The sequence below is a fragment of the Janthinobacterium sp. genome (assembly GCF_009923995.1).
Taxonomy (GTDB): domain Bacteria; phylum Pseudomonadota; class Gammaproteobacteria; order Burkholderiales; family Burkholderiaceae_D; genus Janthinobacterium.
On sequence record NZ_RFSK01000032.1, the window covers coordinates 1 to 17,392 of the forward strand.

General features: G+C 66.5%; 20 protein-coding genes. 10 read left to right on the plus strand and 10 right to left on the minus strand.

Going from position 1 to position 17,392, the window contains the following annotated elements; genetic code table 11:
- Positions 1–1,073: NAD(P)H-dependent oxidoreductase (locus EBS11_RS16430; protein ID WP_290604468.1), on the plus strand; the 1,073-nt coding region annotated here is incomplete at its 5' end.
- Between the two features lie 76 nt (positions 1,074–1,149).
- Here the strand turns inward: EBS11_RS16430 and EBS11_RS16435 are convergent.
- Positions 1,150–2,052, minus strand: a complete 903-nt coding sequence (locus tag EBS11_RS16435; RefSeq protein WP_290604470.1) for a LysR family transcriptional regulator — start codon at positions 2,050–2,052, stop codon at positions 1,150–1,152.
- 116 nt (positions 2,053–2,168) lie between these two features.
- Between EBS11_RS16435 and EBS11_RS16440 the strand changes: the two genes are divergently transcribed.
- Positions 2,169–3,248 (plus strand): YeiH family protein, encoded by a 1,080-nt coding sequence (locus EBS11_RS16440; protein ID WP_290604471.1) that lies wholly within the window; start codon positions 2,169–2,171, stop codon positions 3,246–3,248.
- 115 nt (positions 3,249–3,363) lie between these two features.
- Positions 3,364–4,005, plus strand: a complete 642-nt coding sequence (locus EBS11_RS16445; RefSeq protein WP_290604473.1) for a LysE family transporter — start codon at positions 3,364–3,366, stop codon at positions 4,003–4,005.
- A gap of 6 nt (positions 4,006–4,011) precedes the next feature.
- Here EBS11_RS16445 and EBS11_RS16450 read toward each other — a convergent pair whose 3' ends face one another.
- Positions 4,012–4,773 carry an alpha/beta hydrolase gene (locus EBS11_RS16450; RefSeq protein ID WP_290604475.1) on the minus strand — a complete coding sequence of 254 codons (762 nt, stop codon included), beginning with the start codon at positions 4,771–4,773 and terminating at the stop codon, positions 4,012–4,014.
- Positions 4,774–4,861: 88 nt separating this feature from the next.
- Between EBS11_RS16450 and EBS11_RS16455 the strand changes: the two genes are divergently transcribed.
- Positions 4,862–5,623, plus strand: a complete 762-nt coding sequence (locus EBS11_RS16455; RefSeq protein ID WP_290604477.1) for a helix-turn-helix transcriptional regulator — start codon at positions 4,862–4,864, stop codon at positions 5,621–5,623.
- On the opposite strand, the gene EBS11_RS16460 is transcribed toward EBS11_RS16455, so the two are convergent.
- The 8 genes from EBS11_RS16460 to EBS11_RS16495 form a co-directional block, all read right to left on the minus strand.
- On the minus strand, positions 5,620–6,261 hold the full coding sequence (locus EBS11_RS16460) for a CatA-like O-acetyltransferase (RefSeq protein WP_290604479.1): 642 nt from the start codon (positions 6,259–6,261) through the stop codon (positions 5,620–5,622). The two genes, EBS11_RS16455 and EBS11_RS16460, sit on opposite strands and share 4 nt — an antisense overlap.
- A 37-nt stretch (positions 6,262–6,298) precedes the next feature.
- Entirely contained in the window at positions 6,299–6,688 is a 390-nt protein-coding gene (locus tag EBS11_RS16465) for a DUF5071 domain-containing protein (RefSeq protein ID WP_290604481.1), read from the minus strand.
- Between the two features lie 13 nt (positions 6,689–6,701).
- The gene (locus EBS11_RS16470; protein WP_290604483.1) at positions 6,702–7,922 is read right to left on the minus strand and encodes an MFS transporter; all 1,221 of its coding nucleotides are present in this window, start codon (positions 7,920–7,922) and stop codon (positions 6,702–6,704) included.
- A 38-nt stretch (positions 7,923–7,960) separates the two neighbouring features.
- On the minus strand, positions 7,961–8,587 hold the full coding sequence (locus EBS11_RS16475; protein ID WP_290604485.1) for an energy transducer TonB: 627 nt from the start codon (positions 8,585–8,587) through the stop codon (positions 7,961–7,963).
- Between the two features lie 142 nt (positions 8,588–8,729).
- Positions 8,730–9,026 carry a pentapeptide MXKDX repeat protein gene (locus EBS11_RS16480; protein WP_290604487.1) on the minus strand — a complete coding sequence of 99 codons (297 nt, stop codon included), beginning with the start codon at positions 9,024–9,026 and terminating at the stop codon, positions 8,730–8,732.
- Between the two features lie 183 nt (positions 9,027–9,209).
- The gene (locus tag EBS11_RS16485) at positions 9,210–9,980 is read right to left on the minus strand and encodes a molybdopterin-dependent oxidoreductase (RefSeq protein ID WP_290604489.1); all 771 of its coding nucleotides are present in this window, start codon (positions 9,978–9,980) and stop codon (positions 9,210–9,212) included.
- Positions 9,981–9,991: 11 nt separating this feature from the next.
- Complete coding sequence (locus tag EBS11_RS16490) at positions 9,992–10,597, minus strand: cytochrome b/b6 domain-containing protein (protein ID WP_290604491.1); 606 nt, start codon at positions 10,595–10,597, stop codon at positions 9,992–9,994.
- Positions 10,597–11,403: a DUF1223 domain-containing protein gene (locus EBS11_RS16495; protein ID WP_290604493.1), complete on the minus strand. Its 807-nt coding sequence runs from the start codon at positions 11,401–11,403 to the stop codon at positions 10,597–10,599. The genes EBS11_RS16490 and EBS11_RS16495 overlap by 1 nt, the downstream gene beginning before the upstream one ends.
- A gap of 130 nt (positions 11,404–11,533) precedes the next feature.
- Here EBS11_RS16495 and EBS11_RS16500 point away from each other — a divergent pair, with 130 nt between their 5' ends.
- The 6 genes from EBS11_RS16500 to EBS11_RS16525 all read left to right on the plus strand — a co-directional run bounded on the left by EBS11_RS16500 (position 11,534) and on the right by EBS11_RS16525 (position 17,329).
- The gene (locus EBS11_RS16500; protein WP_290604495.1) at positions 11,534–12,130 is read left to right on the plus strand and encodes a sigma-70 family RNA polymerase sigma factor; all 597 of its coding nucleotides are present in this window, start codon (positions 11,534–11,536) and stop codon (positions 12,128–12,130) included.
- Positions 12,127–12,774 carry a DUF1109 domain-containing protein gene (locus EBS11_RS16505; RefSeq protein WP_290604497.1) on the plus strand — a complete coding sequence of 216 codons (648 nt, stop codon included), beginning with the start codon at positions 12,127–12,129 and terminating at the stop codon, positions 12,772–12,774. The genes EBS11_RS16500 and EBS11_RS16505 overlap by 4 nt, the downstream gene beginning before the upstream one ends.
- A 375-nt stretch (positions 12,775–13,149) precedes the next feature.
- The gene (locus tag EBS11_RS16510; protein ID WP_290604499.1) at positions 13,150–14,661 is read left to right on the plus strand and encodes a DUF4331 domain-containing protein; all 1,512 of its coding nucleotides are present in this window, start codon (positions 13,150–13,152) and stop codon (positions 14,659–14,661) included.
- 17 nt (positions 14,662–14,678) lie between these two features.
- A complete protein-coding gene (locus EBS11_RS16515) occupies positions 14,679–14,927 on the plus strand; it encodes a hypothetical protein (RefSeq protein WP_290604501.1) in 249 nt (82 codons plus the stop codon).
- 72 nt (positions 14,928–14,999) lie between these two features.
- A complete protein-coding gene (locus tag EBS11_RS16520; protein ID WP_290604502.1) occupies positions 15,000–16,211 on the plus strand; it encodes a hypothetical protein in 1,212 nt (403 codons plus the stop codon).
- Positions 16,208–17,329, plus strand: a complete 1,122-nt coding sequence (locus tag EBS11_RS16525) for a HupE/UreJ family protein (RefSeq protein WP_290604504.1) — start codon at positions 16,208–16,210, stop codon at positions 17,327–17,329. The genes EBS11_RS16520 and EBS11_RS16525 overlap by 4 nt, the downstream gene beginning before the upstream one ends.
- Positions 17,330–17,392 lie beyond the last annotated feature (63 nt).

Below are 17,392 nucleotides of genomic sequence, written 5' to 3' on the forward strand. Positions count from 1 at the left end.
CCGTCCCGCCGCCGCGCCAGGGCCAGGCGCCCGCCCCGCTGGGCCGGGTCGAATTCCATTTGCAGTTCATCCGCTCGTACGCCGATCCCAGCTTCGATGCCGTGCGGGGCGCCCTCGTGCAGGTGGAGGAAGTGGCCTGGCAAAATTACCAGGCGGGCCGCAAGGCGCCCGTCACGCAGAAGGCGGGGCCCGGCTTTGCGGACCCCGGCTACGACTTGTCGGTGGAGTGGAAAGCCACGCGCGACCGCCTGCTGGCCGCCGAGGCGCGCCAGAAGGATGCCGCCACGCCATCGCGCGTGCTGCTGATCTGCGGCGCCGCGCGCAATGACGGTTCTTGCCCTGGAGAAATCTCGAAGACCTGGCGCATGACGCAATGGGCAAAGAACGTGCTGCTGGGGGAGCACATCGTCGCGGACGTGCTGGACCTGAGCCTGCTGACGTCCTCGTATGATTTGCACATTCATCCCTGCAAGGGCTGTGTCTCGACGGCCATGCCCCTGTGCCACTGGCCATGCAGCTGCTACCCCAACCATGGCGAACGGCAGACGAATGACTGGATGGCGGACATTTACGAGCGCTGGACGGCCGCACACGCCGTCATCATCCTCACGCCCGTGTACTGGTACCAGACGCCAGGCGTGCTCAAGCTGATGATAGACCGCCTCGTGTGCGCCGATGGCGGCAACCCGGACCCCACATCCACGCACGGCAAGAAAGCCGTGGAAGCGAAGGCGCTGGAACTGGCGGGCTGGGATTATCCGAAACACCTGGCCGGGCGCGCATACGGCCTCGTCGTGCATGGCGACGTGGCCGGCATCGAAGGCGTGCGGCGGGGCCTGTCCGACTGGCTGGACTGGATGGGCCTGGTCGATGCGGGCGCCAAGTCGCGCCTGGACCGCTACATCGGCTACTACGACAGCTATGCGCAAAGCCACGAAACCCTGGACCGCGACACGGCCATGCAGGAAGAAGTGCGCAACGTGGCGCGCGCCGTGGCCGAGGCCGTCAAGCGCTTGCGCGCAGGCACGCTGGTGCCGCCCGATGCGGGCCTGCAGCCGTCGCGGCCCAAATAGGGATGCGCCCGGTTCAGGCGCCCAGCGGCAAGGCGGCAGCGCAACCGCGCAGCAACAAGCTATTGAAACATCACAGCTAGCCCGCCATGCGCGACGCGTGGCGGCACAGCTCCAGAAACCCCGTCAAGCGGGGCGACAGGATCTTTTTAGACTGGCGGATCAGGTAAAAGTTGCGCTCCAGGGGCGGCAACATGGTTTCCAGCTCCACCAGCTGCCCGCTGGCCAGCAGGTCGGCCACCACCACGCGCGACAGGCAGGCGATGCCCAGCCCCGCCGCCGCGCCATACTTGATGGCTTCCGAATTGCTGAATTCGCCTGCCGCGCGCAGATAGTGCAAATACGGCACCAGCGCCTGCTCCACGGCTTCCCGCGTGCCCGAGCCCGCCTCGCGCAGCAGCCAGCCCGCCTGGTTCAGCTCGGCAAAGCTGAGCAGATGGCGCAGGTGCGCCAGCGGATGCGTGGGCGCGGCCACGATCAGCATCTGGTCCGTCAGCCATGGCTCCACCAGCAAGCCCGCCTCGTGGCACGGCCCTTCGATGAGGCCGATGTCGACACGGAACTCCGCCACGGCGGCCGCGATGTCGGCCGTGTTGGCGATGGTCACCTGCGGAATGCTGCGCCCGTACTGCTGCGCCGCCTGCGCGAGGATCTGCGGCAGCAGATAGATGCCTATCGTCGTGCTGGCGCCGATCTGCAGGCTGACGGGCACGGACGGGTCGGCGCCTGCGAACTGGCGCTCGATGCTGGCGGCGGCGTCGCGCATCTGCCGCGCCTGCGGCAGCAGCAGGCGGCCATTGTCGTTGAGCACCAGGCGCTTGCCCACGCGGTCGAACAACTGCGCGCCCAGCAGGGTTTCCAGCTCGTTCAGGGCCGCGCTGGTGGCCGACTGCGACAGCGCGATCTGCTCGGCGGCCGCGCTGGTGCTGCCCGTGTCCGCCACGGCGAGGAAAATCTGCAATTGCCGCAAAGTCAAAGCCATGGTCACGCCCCTTTTTACCTATTTTTTAGGTTAAACATACAAAAACAATCCGTTTTACCATTTAATCAGCAAACTGTACAGTCGTGTCATACGAACCAAGAACCATGGAGTACGGCATGTCTTCCTTATCCACCCCGAATACCACCAGTTTCAGCGACCGCTACGGCCGCCTCCTGCCCGGCCTGCTGCTGAGCGGGGTCATCGCCTATGGCGCCATCCAGCTGGGCAAGCTGGAATGGATGCAAAACCACGGCATGAGCGCGCTGACCCTGGCCATCATCCTCGGCATCATCCTCGGCAACAGTGTGTATGCGCGCGTGGCGCCCGCATGCGGCGCGGGCGTGGGCTTTTCCAAGCAGACGTTATTGCGCCTGGGCATCATTTTGTATGGCTTCCGCCTGACCTTCCAGGACATCGGCCAGGTGGGCCTGGCCGGCATCGCCATCGATGCGCTGGTGCTCACGTCGACCTTCGGCCTGGCCATGTTCCTCGGCACCAAGGTATTCAAGCTCGAACGCAACAGCGCCATCCTGATCGGCGCGGGCAGCTCCATCTGCGGCGCGGCGGCCGTGATGGCGACGGAACCCGTCGTCAAGGGACGCAGCGAGGACGTCACCGTGGCCGTCTCCACCGTCGTGGTGTTCGGCACCATCGCCATCTTCCTGTACCCCCTGCTGTACCAGCTGAACCTGGGCTGGCATGTGCTGGCGGCCACGCCGTCCGCCTTTGGCGTGTACATCGGCTCGACCGTGCATGAAGTGGCGCAGGTGGTGGCGGCCGGCAAGTCCATCGGCCAGGAAACGGCGAATGCGGCCGTGATCGCCAAGATGGTGCGCGTGATGATGCTGGCGCCCTTCCTCGTCATCCTGTCGGCCGTGCTGGCACGCGGCAAGGCCAGGAGCGGCAGCGGCGACGGCAAGGCAGCCAAGCTGGCCATTCCCTGGTTCGCCTTCATCTTCATCGCCGTCGTCGCCTTCCATTCGTTGGGCTGGCTGTCAGCCCCCGTCGTGGCCACCATCACGGACATCGACACGGCCCTGCTGGCCATGGCCATGGCGGCCCTGGGCTTGACGACGCACATGTCGGCCATCCGCCGCGCTGGCATCAAGCCCCTGCTGCTGGCCGGCCTGCTGTTCTGCTGGCTGATCGCCGGCGGCGCCGCCATCAACCATGTGGTGGCCAGCCTGTTTGCCTGAGTTGCGGCTAGGCGGGTTTCCCGCCAGCCGGGGCCGCCGGCAAGAGAGCGGAAAACTTCGTACAATAAGCGTGTTTTGACTCTCAATCCGGCCCCGGCCCCACCCAGGAACACCCATGCACCTCTCGAACTGGCTGCTTTTCTGCAGCGTTGCCCTGCTCGTCACGTTTTCTCCCGGCCCGGCCGTCCTGCTGGCCATCTCGAATGCCATCGCCGTCGGCCCGCGCCGCGCCATGATCAGCAGCATGGGCAATGGCTTTGGCCTGTTCATCATTTCCGGCGTGGCCATGGCCGGCATGGGCGTCGTGCTGGCCACCTCGGCCACGGCCTTCATGCTGCTGAAACTGGCCGGCGCCCTGTACCTCGTGTACCTGGGCATCAAGCAATGGCGCAGCAAGGCCAGCATCGTGGCCGCGGCGCCCGTGGTGCAAGGCGCGGCGAATCCGAATTCGTTCTGGAAACTGTTCCGCCAGGGCTTGACGGTGGCGCTGACGAACCCGAAAGCCATCCTGTTCTTCTCGGCCCTGTTCCCGCAATTCATCACGCCGGGCGAACCCGTGGCCATCCAGTTCACGGTGCTGACGACCTCCTTCGTCGCCTGCGCCATGCTGGCCCATTTGTTCTACGCCAACCTGGCGCGCCTGCTGAAAACCCAGCTGGCCACGCCGGGACGGGCCAGGCTGTTCAACCGCATCTGCGGCGGCGCCTTCGTGCTGCTGGGCCTGAGCCTGCTGCGCCTGCGCGCCAAGACCGCATAAGCAGTCTTATTCCCGCAAGAAGGCCTCGATGCTGGCCGCCAGGGCCAGCGGCGTTTCATTCATCGGGTAGTGTCCCGCATTGGCCAGCACTTCCAGCCGGGCTTGCGGATACCACGCCAGATGGGTGCGGCGCACGAGGGCCGCGTCGAAACGGGGATCGTGCTCGCCCACCAGCGCCAGCAGGGGCAGTGGCGGCGCCGCCCGCCGCACTTCCCCGCTGAAATCCGTTTCGCTCCACGCGAGAAAATAGCGGGCAAACGCCGCCCGGTCCGAACTGTCCCACGAATAGCGCGCCTTCCAGTCCAGCCAGCTGGCGGGCAGGCGGCCGCCCGTGCTGCGGTCGATGATGGCGCGCCGCGCCGCCACGCTGTCGGCGGCGGCAAGAAATGCCGCGCGGGCCGTTGCATCGAAGGCCACGCCGCAGCTGGGCACGGGCGCCACGGCCACCAGCTTGCGCAGGCGCTGCGGCGCCAGCAGGGCCAGCCGCTCCAGCGCCATGCCGCCCATCGAGTGCCCGACCACGCTGAAGCTGGCACAGTCCAGCGCGTCGGCCAGCGCCAGCGCGTCGCCGGCCACCTCGTCCAGCGTATATGCGCCTGCCGCGCCGCGCATGCCGCCATAGCCGCGGCTGTCCATGAAAATATACGAAAACGCCTGGCCGTCGAGACCCGCTTCCATGGGCGCAAACGCGTGCGCGTCGCCGAACCAGCCGTGCAGGACGATGACGGCGTGGGAACCATGGCCCACGCGGTGATAGGTATTGTGCATATGCATCCTTGCAGGAAAAGCCTGCATGGTAGCGGCACGGGCGGCGGCCCGCGCGCGATGCCAGGTCAAATACTGTAGAGTACGGGCCATGGACGATTTTTACATGGAAGTGCCGCGCCCGCTGATCGCCACGGCCCGCGAGTACGCTCCCGGCACCCTCTTTCCCAGCCACAGCCATGCGCGCGGGCAATTCGCCTATGCGGCGCGGGGCGCCATCAGCGTGCACACGCCGCAGGGCGACTGGCTGGTGCCGCCGCAGCGCGCCTGCTGGGTGCCTGCGGGACTGCGCCACGCCATGCGCATGCATGGCGCCGTGACCATGCACAATGTCTTCATGGACGGGAGCGCCGTCGCCGCGGCGGGCTTGCCGGCGCACTGCCAGGTCGTCGATGCCTCGCCCCTGCTGCGCCAGCTGCTGGCCGAAGCCGTCACCGTGCCCCCCCTGTACGCCGCCGAGACGCGCGCCGGACGGCTGATGGCCCTGCTGCTCGATGAAATGGCCGCCATGGCGCCGCTGCCGCTGAATACGCCCCTGCCGCAGGACCCCCGTCTTGCGCGGCTGTGCCTGGACATGCTGCAGCAGCCCAGCCTGGACACGGGCCTCGATGCGATGGCGGCCCGGGCCGGCATGAGCCGGCGCACGTTTACGCGCCGGTTCCGGCTCCAGACGGGGCTGGGCTTTGCCCAGTGGCGCCAGCAGGCGTGCCTGCTGGCCGCCATCACGCGGCTGGCCGCCGGCCAGCCCGTCACACGCATCGCGCTGGACCTGGGCTACGCCAGCCCCAGCGCCTTCACGGCCGCCTTTCGCCGCGCCCTGGGCCAGGCGCCCGGCGCCTACCTGTCGGCCTAGGCAATGATGGCGGCGATGCGCCGCGACAGCGCCTGCGCCAGCTTCTGCACGTGGTAGCCATCGACGAAGCCATGGTGGGCCTGCGCGGAAAACGGGATGCGCATGCGGCCATCGTCCTGCGCGGGACCGAACTTGCCCCAGGTGAAGGTCGGGATATCCGCGTCGCGGTGGCGGTGCACGGGATGTTCGATGGCGGCCAGTTCCAGCCATGGCAGGCAGGTGATGAAGATGTTGTTGCGCTGCTCGCGCTCGCTGTCGCCCTCGCCCGTGTTGATCAGCGCGCAGCTCGCTTCGGCGTGGCGTTTCGCCGCCAGGCTGCGTTCGATGAACAGGTCCAGCTGGTCCGTCATCGTGAAGCGCGTGTAGTTGAGGTTCTCGTCGCCATTGATGACGGTGTAGGAAGCGGGAAAATCGTCGATTTTGATCACGTCGCCCCGGTAGATGCGGTACATGAACTGGTCGATTTCCTTCACCGTGTTCAGCAGGCAGAACAGGAAGAAGTGAAACACGGGAATGTCCCGTTCCTTGCACCAGGGCCGGAAATCCGGCACGTCGAGCTGGAAATTGATGTTGACGAGGGGATTGTCGAACGCGCGGAACAAATCATAGCGGTCGCGCCGCTTTTCAAAATTTTTCATGCGGCGAGTGTAGACGATGGGGGTGCCGGCGGGCAAGTCACGCCGCACCGGCGGCGCTGTCCCGCAAGATCTCCCGCGCCGCCTCGGCCACGCCTTCCTCCAGCTCGGCAAGCGTCGGCGCGCGGGCGAAGCGCCTCAATTCCCCGTCCAGGGCAAAGGCCAGCCCGGGCGACGGGCGCACGATGCGCTGCAAGACAAGGTATTTCCATGGCTCGTCGTCGCCGGCCAGCACCGTTTGCACATACGGCGCCAGGCGCGGACCGATGCCGGCCAGATACGGCAGGAGCACGGCGGCCACGGGCCAGTTCGCGTCCTGGACCCACTCGAGGATGTGCGGCATGAGCGGCTGCAGCTCCTCCCAGCGCAGGGCGACGAGGGCGTGGGCGTTTTGCGTGTCATGTTTATCGCGCGGCAATGGCAGGCGCATGCGAGCCGTCCTGTCAGGTGGCGCCACGGTGCGCCACGCCCTTCTGCACCTGCCACGCCAGCGGCAAGGTCAGCAGCAACAGCGCCGCCAGCGCCAGCAGGGCCGTGGGCACGCTCGTCCGGTCGCCCAAGGCGCCGAACAGCACGGGCGCCAGCGCGCCGCCGCCGATGGTGCCCGTGTAGAACAGGGCAAACGCATGCTCGCGCTTGCCGGGTTCCGCCAGTTCCGGCACCACGCCGTACAGGACGGACGAGGTGCCGTTCAGCGCCAGCCCCAGCAGGGGCAGCATGGCCATGATGCCGGTCAGGGGCAGCCACAGGGCCGCGACGATGAGCGCGGAGGTCATCGATTCCGTCAGCCACACGGTCTTCATCATGCCGATGCGCGCGCCCAGGTAGCCGCACAGCAGCTTGCCGAAGGCGCCGCCCACGAACAGCAGAGACAGAGCCACGCCGATGCCGGCCGTGCCCGCCCCCTTGCTTTTCAACAAGAATGGCAAAAAGGTCAGAAAGCCCATGCGCACGGCGCTGTCCAGGGTGCCCGTGGCCAGCAGTGCACGGAAGCTGGCAGGCGAACCGCTGCCCGCGACGGGCTTGAGGACTTTTTTCTGGCTGGCCTGGATGTCGCCCGGCCTGGGCAGCAGCCACCACAGCAGGCCGGCCGCCGCTAAGCCCAGCAGTCCCAGCAGGGACACGCTCGCTTGCCAGCTGCACACCAGCAACAGCAAGCCCACGAGGGCCGGGATCAGGGTCTTGCCGATATCGCCGGCAAAGTTGTACTGCGACAGCGCTTCCTTCACGCCGCCGCCCGCCTCGTGCGTGTCGGTGACGATGGACGAGGCCAGCGGATGCTGCGTGCTGGCGCCCAGGCCGCCCAGCAGCAAGGCGATCAGCAGCACGGCCAGGCCGCCCGCCTGCCCCGCGACGAGATAGGCGATGCCGGCCAGCGCCGTGCCGCCCACCAGCAGGCGCTCGCGGCCCCAGCGTTTCGCCAGGCGGCTGGCCAGCAGCTGGAAGCCCGCCATCATGCCCGAATACGAACCGCGCAACAGGCCCACCACGGCGTAGCTGATGCCAAACTGCGCCTGCCAGATGGGCAGGAGCACATAGATGACGTCCGTCAAGCCGTCATGCACGGCATGCGCGCTGCAGGCGGCGAACAGCGAGCGGCGGCGGATCGATTTGTCGGAAGGAGACGATGCGGTGGCAACAGCGGCGGCGGATGGTTCGGTCATGACTTCGGCAAGAAAACGATGTGGACAGTGCAAGCTTACTACAGGGGCGGGCGGCGCAGCAGCACCTTGCCATACGTGCTCCAGCTGCGCGTGCCGCCAACTTCAGGATCGATGGCAAAACGGCAACCCTGCACATAGGCAACAGCCGCCTCGACCAGTTCCGCTGGCACGCCCGGCGCTTCTGCCACGATGCGTGCAGGGACGCCTTCGCTGCCGATCAACATGCGCAGCACGACGCCGCTGTCATTGCTGGTCGATTTGTCGAGGTTGTTATAGCCCTGGACACGTTGGGAAGGCTGGCAGCTGCCGGGCACCAGCAAGGGACGCAGGAGCTCGGTATCGTCCAGGTCCCATGCGTATTGAACGCTGAAATTTTCCTTGGCCGCCCTATCAGCCGGGAACACGCACTGGCGCACATTGCTCAGCGCCGCATCGTCCAGCATTTTCCACCCCGAACTGCGTGCCACGGACGCCGTTGCCACCTTGCCATCCTGCCCTACGGAAAAGCGCATGGTCGTCTTGCCATCGAGTTCATACCGGCGCGCTTCCTGCGGATACACTTGCGGCGGACAGGTCGCGCCCGGCATCGCCTGGCCAAGCCCGGGCAGGATGGCCAGCACCGCTGCCACGCGGCGGAATGGGAAGCTTGCTTCATGCATCGGCATCGTTACTCCAGCAATTGCTATTGAATCAGTTTTCAATTTTAGCAAATTGTCATGGATGCCAACAAGCCGCTGGCCAAGCGACGGCAGGCGCGCCACCGTGCAACGATGGCGCGCCTGCCGGTGCAACACCTTGCCAGCCCGCTTATTTGGCCATCGCATCCTTGGCCATCGCATCTTTCTTCATGTCATCCTTTTTCATTTCATCTTTCTTCATGCCATCCTTGGCCATGTGGTCCTTCTTCATGTGCTTCTTCGCCATCGGTTTTTTCATGCCGTCCTTGCCCATCGCGTCCTTGTCCATGGCATCCTTGTGCATGGCATCGGCCGACGCGTCCTTGGCCATCGGGTCTTTCTTCATGGCATCCTGGGCAAACGCGGCGCCGGACAGGAGGATGGCGGAAGCGACGATGGCGGCGAAGGTGGTGGTCGTGGTTTTCATGATATGTCCTTGTCTCAGTGTTGGATGGGCGAGATTGCCCGGTGGTAAAGCTATTGCCGTGCTACGGGTGCTGCGTGCTGCTAAAAAATAGGAAGGCCGGGAGGTGGCCGGGCCAGGCGCATTGCCGCAGGCGGTACGCCTGGTACGACATGGCAATGCACCATGGCCACCCTTGCCGTCGTCCTAGGAACCGCCGAACCAGTTGTAGCCCTGGTTTTCCCAATATCCTCCCGGGTAGGTGTTCGTGACGAACATGGCCTGGATGTGCTTGGGGTTCTTGTAGCCCAGCTTGGTCGGCATGCGCAGTTTCATGGGGTAGCCATACTTGGGCGGCAATTCCTGGCCGTCGTAGGTAAGGGCCATGATGGTCTGCGGATGCAGGGCCGTGGCCATGTCGATGCTGGTAAAGTAATCGTCGGCGCAACGGAAACCGATGTATTTCGCCGTCGTGTCGGCGCCGATGCGCTTGAGGAAATGGGAAAACGGCACGCCGCCCCACTTGCCGATGGCGCTCCAGCCTTCCACGCAGATGTGGCGCGTGATCTGGGTTTCCTGCGGCAAGGCGCGCAGCTGCGGCAGGCTCCACGGCTTCCTGTCGGCGATCAGGCCGCTCAATTCCAGGCGCCACGCGTCGCCATCGACTTCTTCCACCTCGTCCTCGCCGTAATAGGCGTTGAAGGGGAACGGCCGCGTGATCATGGAATCCGGGTAGGTCGGCGCCAGTTTGTTGGGGTCGAAGAGCCAGCCCTGCACCCGGTCGTTGAAGCGCGACACGGCCATCAGGGCCGTCTCGACGCTGGACGGGTCGCTGGCATTGCAGCCCGTCAACAGGGACAGGCCGCCCAGGGTCAGGCTGCGCTGCAGGAACTGGCGCCGCGACGGCTGCCTGATCTGGCGCAAGGCGTCCGCCAGCATGGCCTGGCCCTCTTCCTGCACGAGGATGGTTTTTTTCATGATGGTCTCCTTTAACGTCCCCGCAGCATGGCGACCAGGGTGCGCGGCACCAGGGCCACCATCACCAGGTGTACGCCGACAAAACCCGTCAGCAGCGCCATGGCGATGAAGTGCACGCGGCGTGCGCTGTCATAACCGCCCATCAGCTCGCGCAGCAGGGGAAACTGCACGGATTTCCACAGCACCAGGCCGGACAGCACCAGCACGATGCAGTCGAGCATGACGAACAGATAGGCAGCGCGCTGCACCATGTTGTAGCGGCGGGGGTCCGCATGGGCCAGCTTGCCTTTCAGCGCGGCGGCGAAATCGGCCAGCAGCAGGCGCGACGTCAGGGGAAAGAACTGGCGCCGCAGCCGTCCCGAGGCGATGTTGATCGCCAGATACAGCAAGCCATTGCCTACCAGCAGCCACATGGCGGCGAAATGCCATTGCAGGGCGCCGCCCAGCCAGCCGCCCAGGGTCAGCGCGCGCGGCAGCTCGAACGGGAAGAACGGCGCCGCGTTGTAGATGCGCCAGCCGCTGGTGGCCAGCACCACCACGGCCACGGCATTGAGCCAGTGCGTGAGGCGCAGCCAGGCGGGGTGAATCACGGCGCTGGAAACAGTCGGCGTAGACATCACAACACTCCTTTCGCGCATTGCGCCGTGCTGACGGCTTGCAGGATGGCGCTGCTGTCGGCCCCCTGCACGAAGGCCACCACTTGCAGCTGCTCCGGGCGCCAGCTGGCGGGCAGCTTGACTTCGCGGCGCAGCTGGGCGCGGCCTTGCGCCAGCGCAACCGGCCCCAGCCACAAGCGCACGGCCGCATCGTGCTGCAGGGTGGCGCCCCGGTTCTCGCCGCGCAGCACTTTCGACACGATGGCGCTTTCGCTGATGGCCACGTACAGCTGGCCGTTCGTCTGCGCATCGGGCGCGCTGGCATCCGCTTCAAGCAATAATTGTCCCTCCGGCCCCGGCGTGGCGGACAGGCTGATCGCCACGTGCGCCGTCGTGGCGTTGATGCGGCGGATGGCCTGCGGCAACTGCGCCTCCCAGCCGCGCAATTCCGTGCCGCCCACGAAGAACTGGGGCGTATAGGCCACGTGGCGGGGCTGGTGGCGCAGCAGTTCGGCCTGGCGCGCATCGAATTGCGGCTGCGCCAGCGGGTCCTTCCAGCCGATCTGGTCCCAGTACGTGACGTGCAGGGCCAGGGGCACGACGAGGCTGGACGCGCCCGCTTCCAGGCGCAGGGCATTCAGGCGCCGGTCGGCGGGCGGGCAGCTGGAGCAGCCTTCGCTGCTGTACAGTTCCACCAGCGCCGCCGTCTGCGGCCCGCTGTGCACGGCGCAGCGCTGGCCGGCGGCCAGTTGCGCGTACGCGGGTGCCGTCGCGGCCCACAGGCAGAGCGGAACGAGGCTGGCGGCAAGGCGGTGCTTGATATGCATGATGACTACCCGGTATAGTGAATGAAGAAACGTGCTTGCCTGTCAATTCGCCGCGATGGCCGGATTGGTTACAGCCGTTATCGATTATTGTTGGATTTATTTTTTTCATTGCCTGTCACCAAAGGCCTGCATGCAACGAATACCTGTAAGCGAACACCTGCATGGCACGGAATTGCGGCTGCATGGCCTGATGCTGCGCGGGCTCGACGGCGATGCGGCGGCCTACCGCAGCTTCCTGCAAGCCACCAGCGGCCATTTGCGCGCGTTCCTGCGGCGGCGCCTGCAACGCTGGCCGGACGAGGTCGAAGATCTGGTGCAGGAATGCTTGCTGGCCATCCACAACCAGCGCCTGACGTACGATACGGGCGTGCCGCTGACGTCGTGGATCCATGCGATCGCGCGCTACAAATTGATCGACTGGCTGCGCCGGCATGCGCGGCGCGAAGCGCAGCACTTGCCGTACGACGAAGAAGATGACACGCAGGAACTGTTTTCCAGCGCCGACGCGGAGGCGGCCGAAGCCAGCCGCGACCTGGGAAAATTGCTGGCCAGCTTGCCTGCGCAGCAGCGCGACGCCATCGTGCATACCAAGCTCGACGGCTGGTCCGTGCGCGACACGGCAGCCGCCATGGGCATTTCGGAAGCCAGCGTCAAAGTGGCCGTGCATCGCGGCTTGAAGGCACTGGCGGCCAATTTAAGGACAGGCAATGAGGGAGCTGCACCATGAAAACCGATGACTTGATCGCCATGCTGGCCAGCGGCCCCGACGTGGCCGCCGCGCCGCCGCCGGGCGCGTACTGGCGCGCGGGCGCCACCCTGGGCGCGGGCTTGCTGGCCAGCGTGGCGCTGATGGCCATGCTGCTGGGCGTGCGGCCCAACCTGGAACAGCTGGCCCTGCTGCCGGATTTCTGGATCAAGGTCGGTTTCGTCATTTGCCTCTGCCTGGCAGCCTCGCATGTCGGCCGCCGCCTGTGTGTGCCGGGCGCCAGCACGCGCGCCCTGCCCATGCTGATCGCCGTGCCCCTGCTGCTGATGTGGGCGCTGGGCGCCCTCATCCTGAACGAAGCGCCGCCCGAACAGCGCGCCGAACTGTTCTGGGGCGCCACCTGGCGCAGCTGCCCCTTGCTGATCGCCATGCTGTCGCTGCCCCTGCTGGCCGCCGTGCTGCGCCTGATGCGCCAATGGGCGCCCACGCGCCTGCGCTTGGCGGGCGCGGCCGCCGGTTTTGCCGCCGGCGCCCTGGCCGCCCTCGTGTACTGCCTGCACTGCCCGGAGCTGGCCGCCAGCTTCGTCGGCTTCTGGTATGTGCTGGGCATGCTGGTGCCCACCGCCCTCGGCGCCGCCCTCGGCCCCAAAATGCTGGCCTGGTAAGCCACTCTTGCAGCCGGCGCGGCGCCCGTCAAGCGGGCATTTCACGCCTATCGACTTCATATCCGCAAAAGTCACGCATTCCCACGCGCAGCCTTTGCCCCTGCATACATGCCGGCATAGCGCAACAGGCTATCGCCGGCAGCCGCGGGCCTGTCTTTTCTTGTCCACAAAATATTTATTCTTACTGACATGCAATACGCGCGTAGATTCGACTGCGTGCGCCAGCCCCTGACGATCGACGGCCGTTCATTCCGCTACCCAAAAATTAATTGTGGAGGAATTGAATCTGATCGTGCTGGCGCCCCGTACAAGTGATGCAGTCCCGTAATTTCCGCAAGTCCTGCCACTGCGTATAACAATTCAGGGAGAATCGACATGTCTTTGCATCACTCGAAAACCGCTCTGGGCGCCGCACTCCTGGGCAACCTGCTGGCCGTATCCTTCACTTTGGTCCTCGCGCCAACCGCCCATGCTTCCAGCCACCGCGAAGCGCCCTTCATCACGCAAAACCCGAAAGTCGACGGCACCGACTTCTATATGTTCCGCAGCTACGAGGCGGGACGCGGCGCCTACACCACCCTGGTGGCCGACTACGTGCCCCTGCAGGATGCCTATGGCGGGCCGAACTACTTCGCCATGGACCCGAACGCCCTGTACGAAATCCACATCGACAACAATGGCGACGGCAAGGAAGACATCACCTTCCAGTTCCGCTTCACCAACACCATCAAGGATGGCCAGTTCACCGTAGGCGGCAAGAAAGTGTCGATTCCGCTCGTCATCAATGGCGGCGCCATCGACACGGTCAACCCGGCCGGCCTGAACGTGCGCGAAACGTACACCGTGACGGTGGTGCGGGGCGACCGCCGCACGGGCACGCGCAGCAGCGTGACCAACGCCTCGGGCGGCGGCGCGACCTTCGACAAGCCCGTCGACAACATCGGCAACAAGGCCATCCCCAACTATGCGGCCTATGCGGCGCAGCACGTCTATTCCGTGAACATCCCCGGCTGCGCCACGCCGGCGCGCATGTTCGTCGGCCAGCGCAAGGACCCCTTCGTCGTGAACCTGGGCGAAACATTCGACTTGATCAACATCAAGGCGCCCGCCACGGAATTCGCCGCGAATGCGGAATCGGCCGCCAAGGATGACCTGGCCAAGAAAAACGTCACGGCCATCGAGATGGAAGTGCCGACCGCCTGCCTGACGGCGGGCAGCGACCCCGTCATCGGCGGCTGGACCACGGCCAGCCTGCGCCAGGGCCGGCTGCTCAATCCGGCGCCGGGCACCACCACCACGGCCTCGAAGGAAGGCGGCGCGTGGGTGCAGGTGTCGCGCCTGGGCATGCCGCTGGTGAATGAACTGGTGATCGGCCTGAAGGACAAGGACCGCTTCAACGCCAGCAAGCCATCGGGTGACGCGCAATTTGCCGACTACGTCACCAATCCCACGGCGCCGGCGCTGGTGGAAGTGCTGTACGGCTCGGCAGGCGCCAAGGCGCCCACCAACTTCCCCCGCAACGACCTGGTGGCCACCTTCTTGACGGGCATCAAGGGCGTGAACCAGCCGGCGACCGTCGTCGCCTCTGAAATGCTGCGCCTGAACACGTCCATCGCTCCCACGCCGGTGGGCGGGCAAAACCGCCTGGGCGTCATCGGCGGCGACAACGCGGGCTTTCCGAACGGCCGCCGCCCCGGCGACGATGTCGTCGACGTGGTGCTGCGCGTGGCCATGGGCAAGCTGTGCACCTTGAACATCGGCTGCGCGCCATCCGACGCGCCCGCCGGCGGCCTGCACTTCACGGATGGGGCCTATCTGGATGAAACCTTCTTCACGCCAGGCTTCCCCTACCTGAAAAACCCCGTGGCCGGTTCGCCGCAGCAATAACCCGACAGGAGAACGCGATGAAAAAACTGCATGTAATCAGCGCCCTGGCGCTCACGGCCCTGCTCGCCGGCTGCGGTGGCGGCGGCACGGACAGCGGCAGCGGCGGCGACAATGGCGGCACCACGCCGCCTCCCGTGGCCATGCTCGACGCCTTTTTTGTGGCCGTCAGCAACGTCATCCTGACCACCAGCGAGGACAAGGAAGGCGTCAGCATCGACGCCATCGTGGCGACCTCGCCGGAAAACACGGAGCCCGTGCCGCTGTAAGCCCTTGCGGGCGCCGGGGCAGGCTGTCCCCGGCGCCCGTGCCGTTCCGCCGTCGACATGGAAGCGTCCGCGATGAAGACACCGATTTCCCTGCTGTGCGCCTGCCTGCCCGTGCTGGCCCTGGCCGCGCCCTACACGCCGGCCGATGGCAGCGCCGTCATCGAGCAGCTGCCGCGCCGCGCCGATGCCACGCAGATGGCATTGCGCGGCCTGCGCCAGCAACTCACTGCCAGGCCGCAGGACCTGGCCCTGGCCACCGGCCTGGCGCAGCGTTACATCGCCCTGGCGCGCAGCGAGACGGACCCGCGCTACCTGGGCTATGCGCAGGCGGCCCTGGCGCCGTGGTGGCGGCAGGCGGCGCCGCCCGTGCCCGTGCGCCTGCTGCGCGCCACCATCCTGCAAAGCACCCACCATTTCGACGCCGCCCTGCAGGACCTCGACGCCATCATCGCGCAGGAACCGGCCAACGGGCAGGCCTGGCTGACGCGCGCCACCGTGCTCACCGTGCAGGGCGACTACACAAAGGCAACGGCCGCCTGCGCGCGCCTGTCGGCCCTCGCCGCGCAGCTCGTCACCGTCACCTGCCTCGCCAACGTGGCCAGCGTCACGGGCCGCGCCGCCGGCAGCGAACGCCTGCTGGACCTGACCGTGCAAAGGAGCGCCGGCGCGGCGCCCGAGCTGGAAAGCTGGGCCCAGACCCTGCTGGCGGAAATGGCCACGCGGCGCGGCGAAACGGCGCTGGCCGAGGCGCGCTACAAGGCGGCCCTGGCGCGGCAGCCGCGCGACAGCTACCTGCTGGGCGCCTACGCGGATTTCCTGCTGGACCAGCAGCGCCCGCAGGACGTCGTCACGCTGCTGCAGGACCAGCAGCGCATCGACGCCCTGCTGCTGCGCCATGCGCTGGCCCTGCAGGCGCTGCCCGTCCGGCCGGCCGCCTTCCAGGCCGAAAAGACGGAGCTGGCGGCCCGTTTCAATGCCGCCATGCAGCGCGGCGACACCGTGCACCAGCGCGAACAGGCCCGCTTCGCCCTGTTCCTGCAGCAGGATATCCCCGCCGCCCTGCAGCTGGCTCAGAAAAACTGGACCATCCAGAAGGAAGTGCCCGACATGCGCATCCTGCTCGAAGCGGCCCTGGCAGCGCGCAACTTTGCGGCCGCGCAACCCGCGCTGGCGTGGATCGCGGCCAACGGCGTGGAAGACGTCGCCTTGCACCGCCTGGTAAAACAGCTGGGTCCCCTCGACGGGCAAAAAATCAGTACCGCGAAGAAAGCAGGTGTCCTGTGAAACACTGCCTTGTCATCCTGCTGCTGTGCGCCTGGCTGGTTCCCGCGCAAGCCCACAAGCCCAGCGACAGCTACCTGAGCCTGACAGTGCACGGCCAGCAGATCGAGGGGCAATGGGACATCGCCCTGCGCGACCTCGATTTCGCCATCGGCCTGGACGGCAATGGCGACGGCGCGCTGACGTGGGACGAGATCCGCGCCCGCCACGCCGCCATTGCCGCCTACGCGCTGCAGCGCCTGCAGGTGGCCGGCGACGAGGGCGTGTGCCCCCTGAAGGCCGTCGAGCAGCTGATCGACAGCCACACGGACGGCGCCTACAACGTGCTGCGCTTTGCGGCCACCTGCCCCGGCAACGCCGCGCCAGCCAACTTAAGCATCGGCTACACCCTGTTCGCCGACCTCGATCCCCAGCACAAGGGATTGCTGAAGATCGACAGCGGCGGCGCCACGCAGACGGCCATCTTCGACCCGGACAGCCCGCGCCAGACGATTTCCCTGGCCGCGCCCGACCGCCTGGCGCAGTTCGGCGCCTACGTCAAGCACGGCATCTGGCATATCTGGATCGGCTATGACCATATCCTGTTCCTGCTGTCGCTGCTGCTGCCGGCCGTGCTGCTGCCCGGCTTGCGCGAGCAGCGGCAAGGCTTGCGGGGGGCGTTCGTCGACGTGCTGAAAGTCGTCACGGCCTTTACGCTGGCCCATTCCATCACCCTGACCCTGGCCAGCCTGTCGCTCGTCTCGCTGCCGTCGCGCTGGGTGGAGTCGGCCATCGCCGCCTCGGTGGTGCTGGCCGCGCTGAACAATCTGCTGCCCCTGTTCCGCGGCAAGCGCCCCGTGGCCGCCTTCGCCTTTGGCCTGATCCACGGCTTCGGCTTCGCCAGCGTGCTGCGCGACCTGGGCTTGCCGCAAGGCTCCCTGCTGGCCAGCCTGTTCGGCTTCAACGTGGGCGTGGAAATCGGCCAGCTGGCCATCGTCGCCGCCTTCCTGCCCCTCGCCTGGCTGCTGCGCAAGACCTGGTTCTACCGGCAAGTGCTGACCGTCGGCTCGCTGGCCATCGCCCTGGTGGCGGCCGTGTGGCTGGTGGAGCGGGTGGCCGATATCAAGCTGATTTCCGCCTGAGCGGGGCGATTCATTAGCCCCGCTAATAAGAGCATGCCGATTCCAGCGGCTTATCAAGCAATG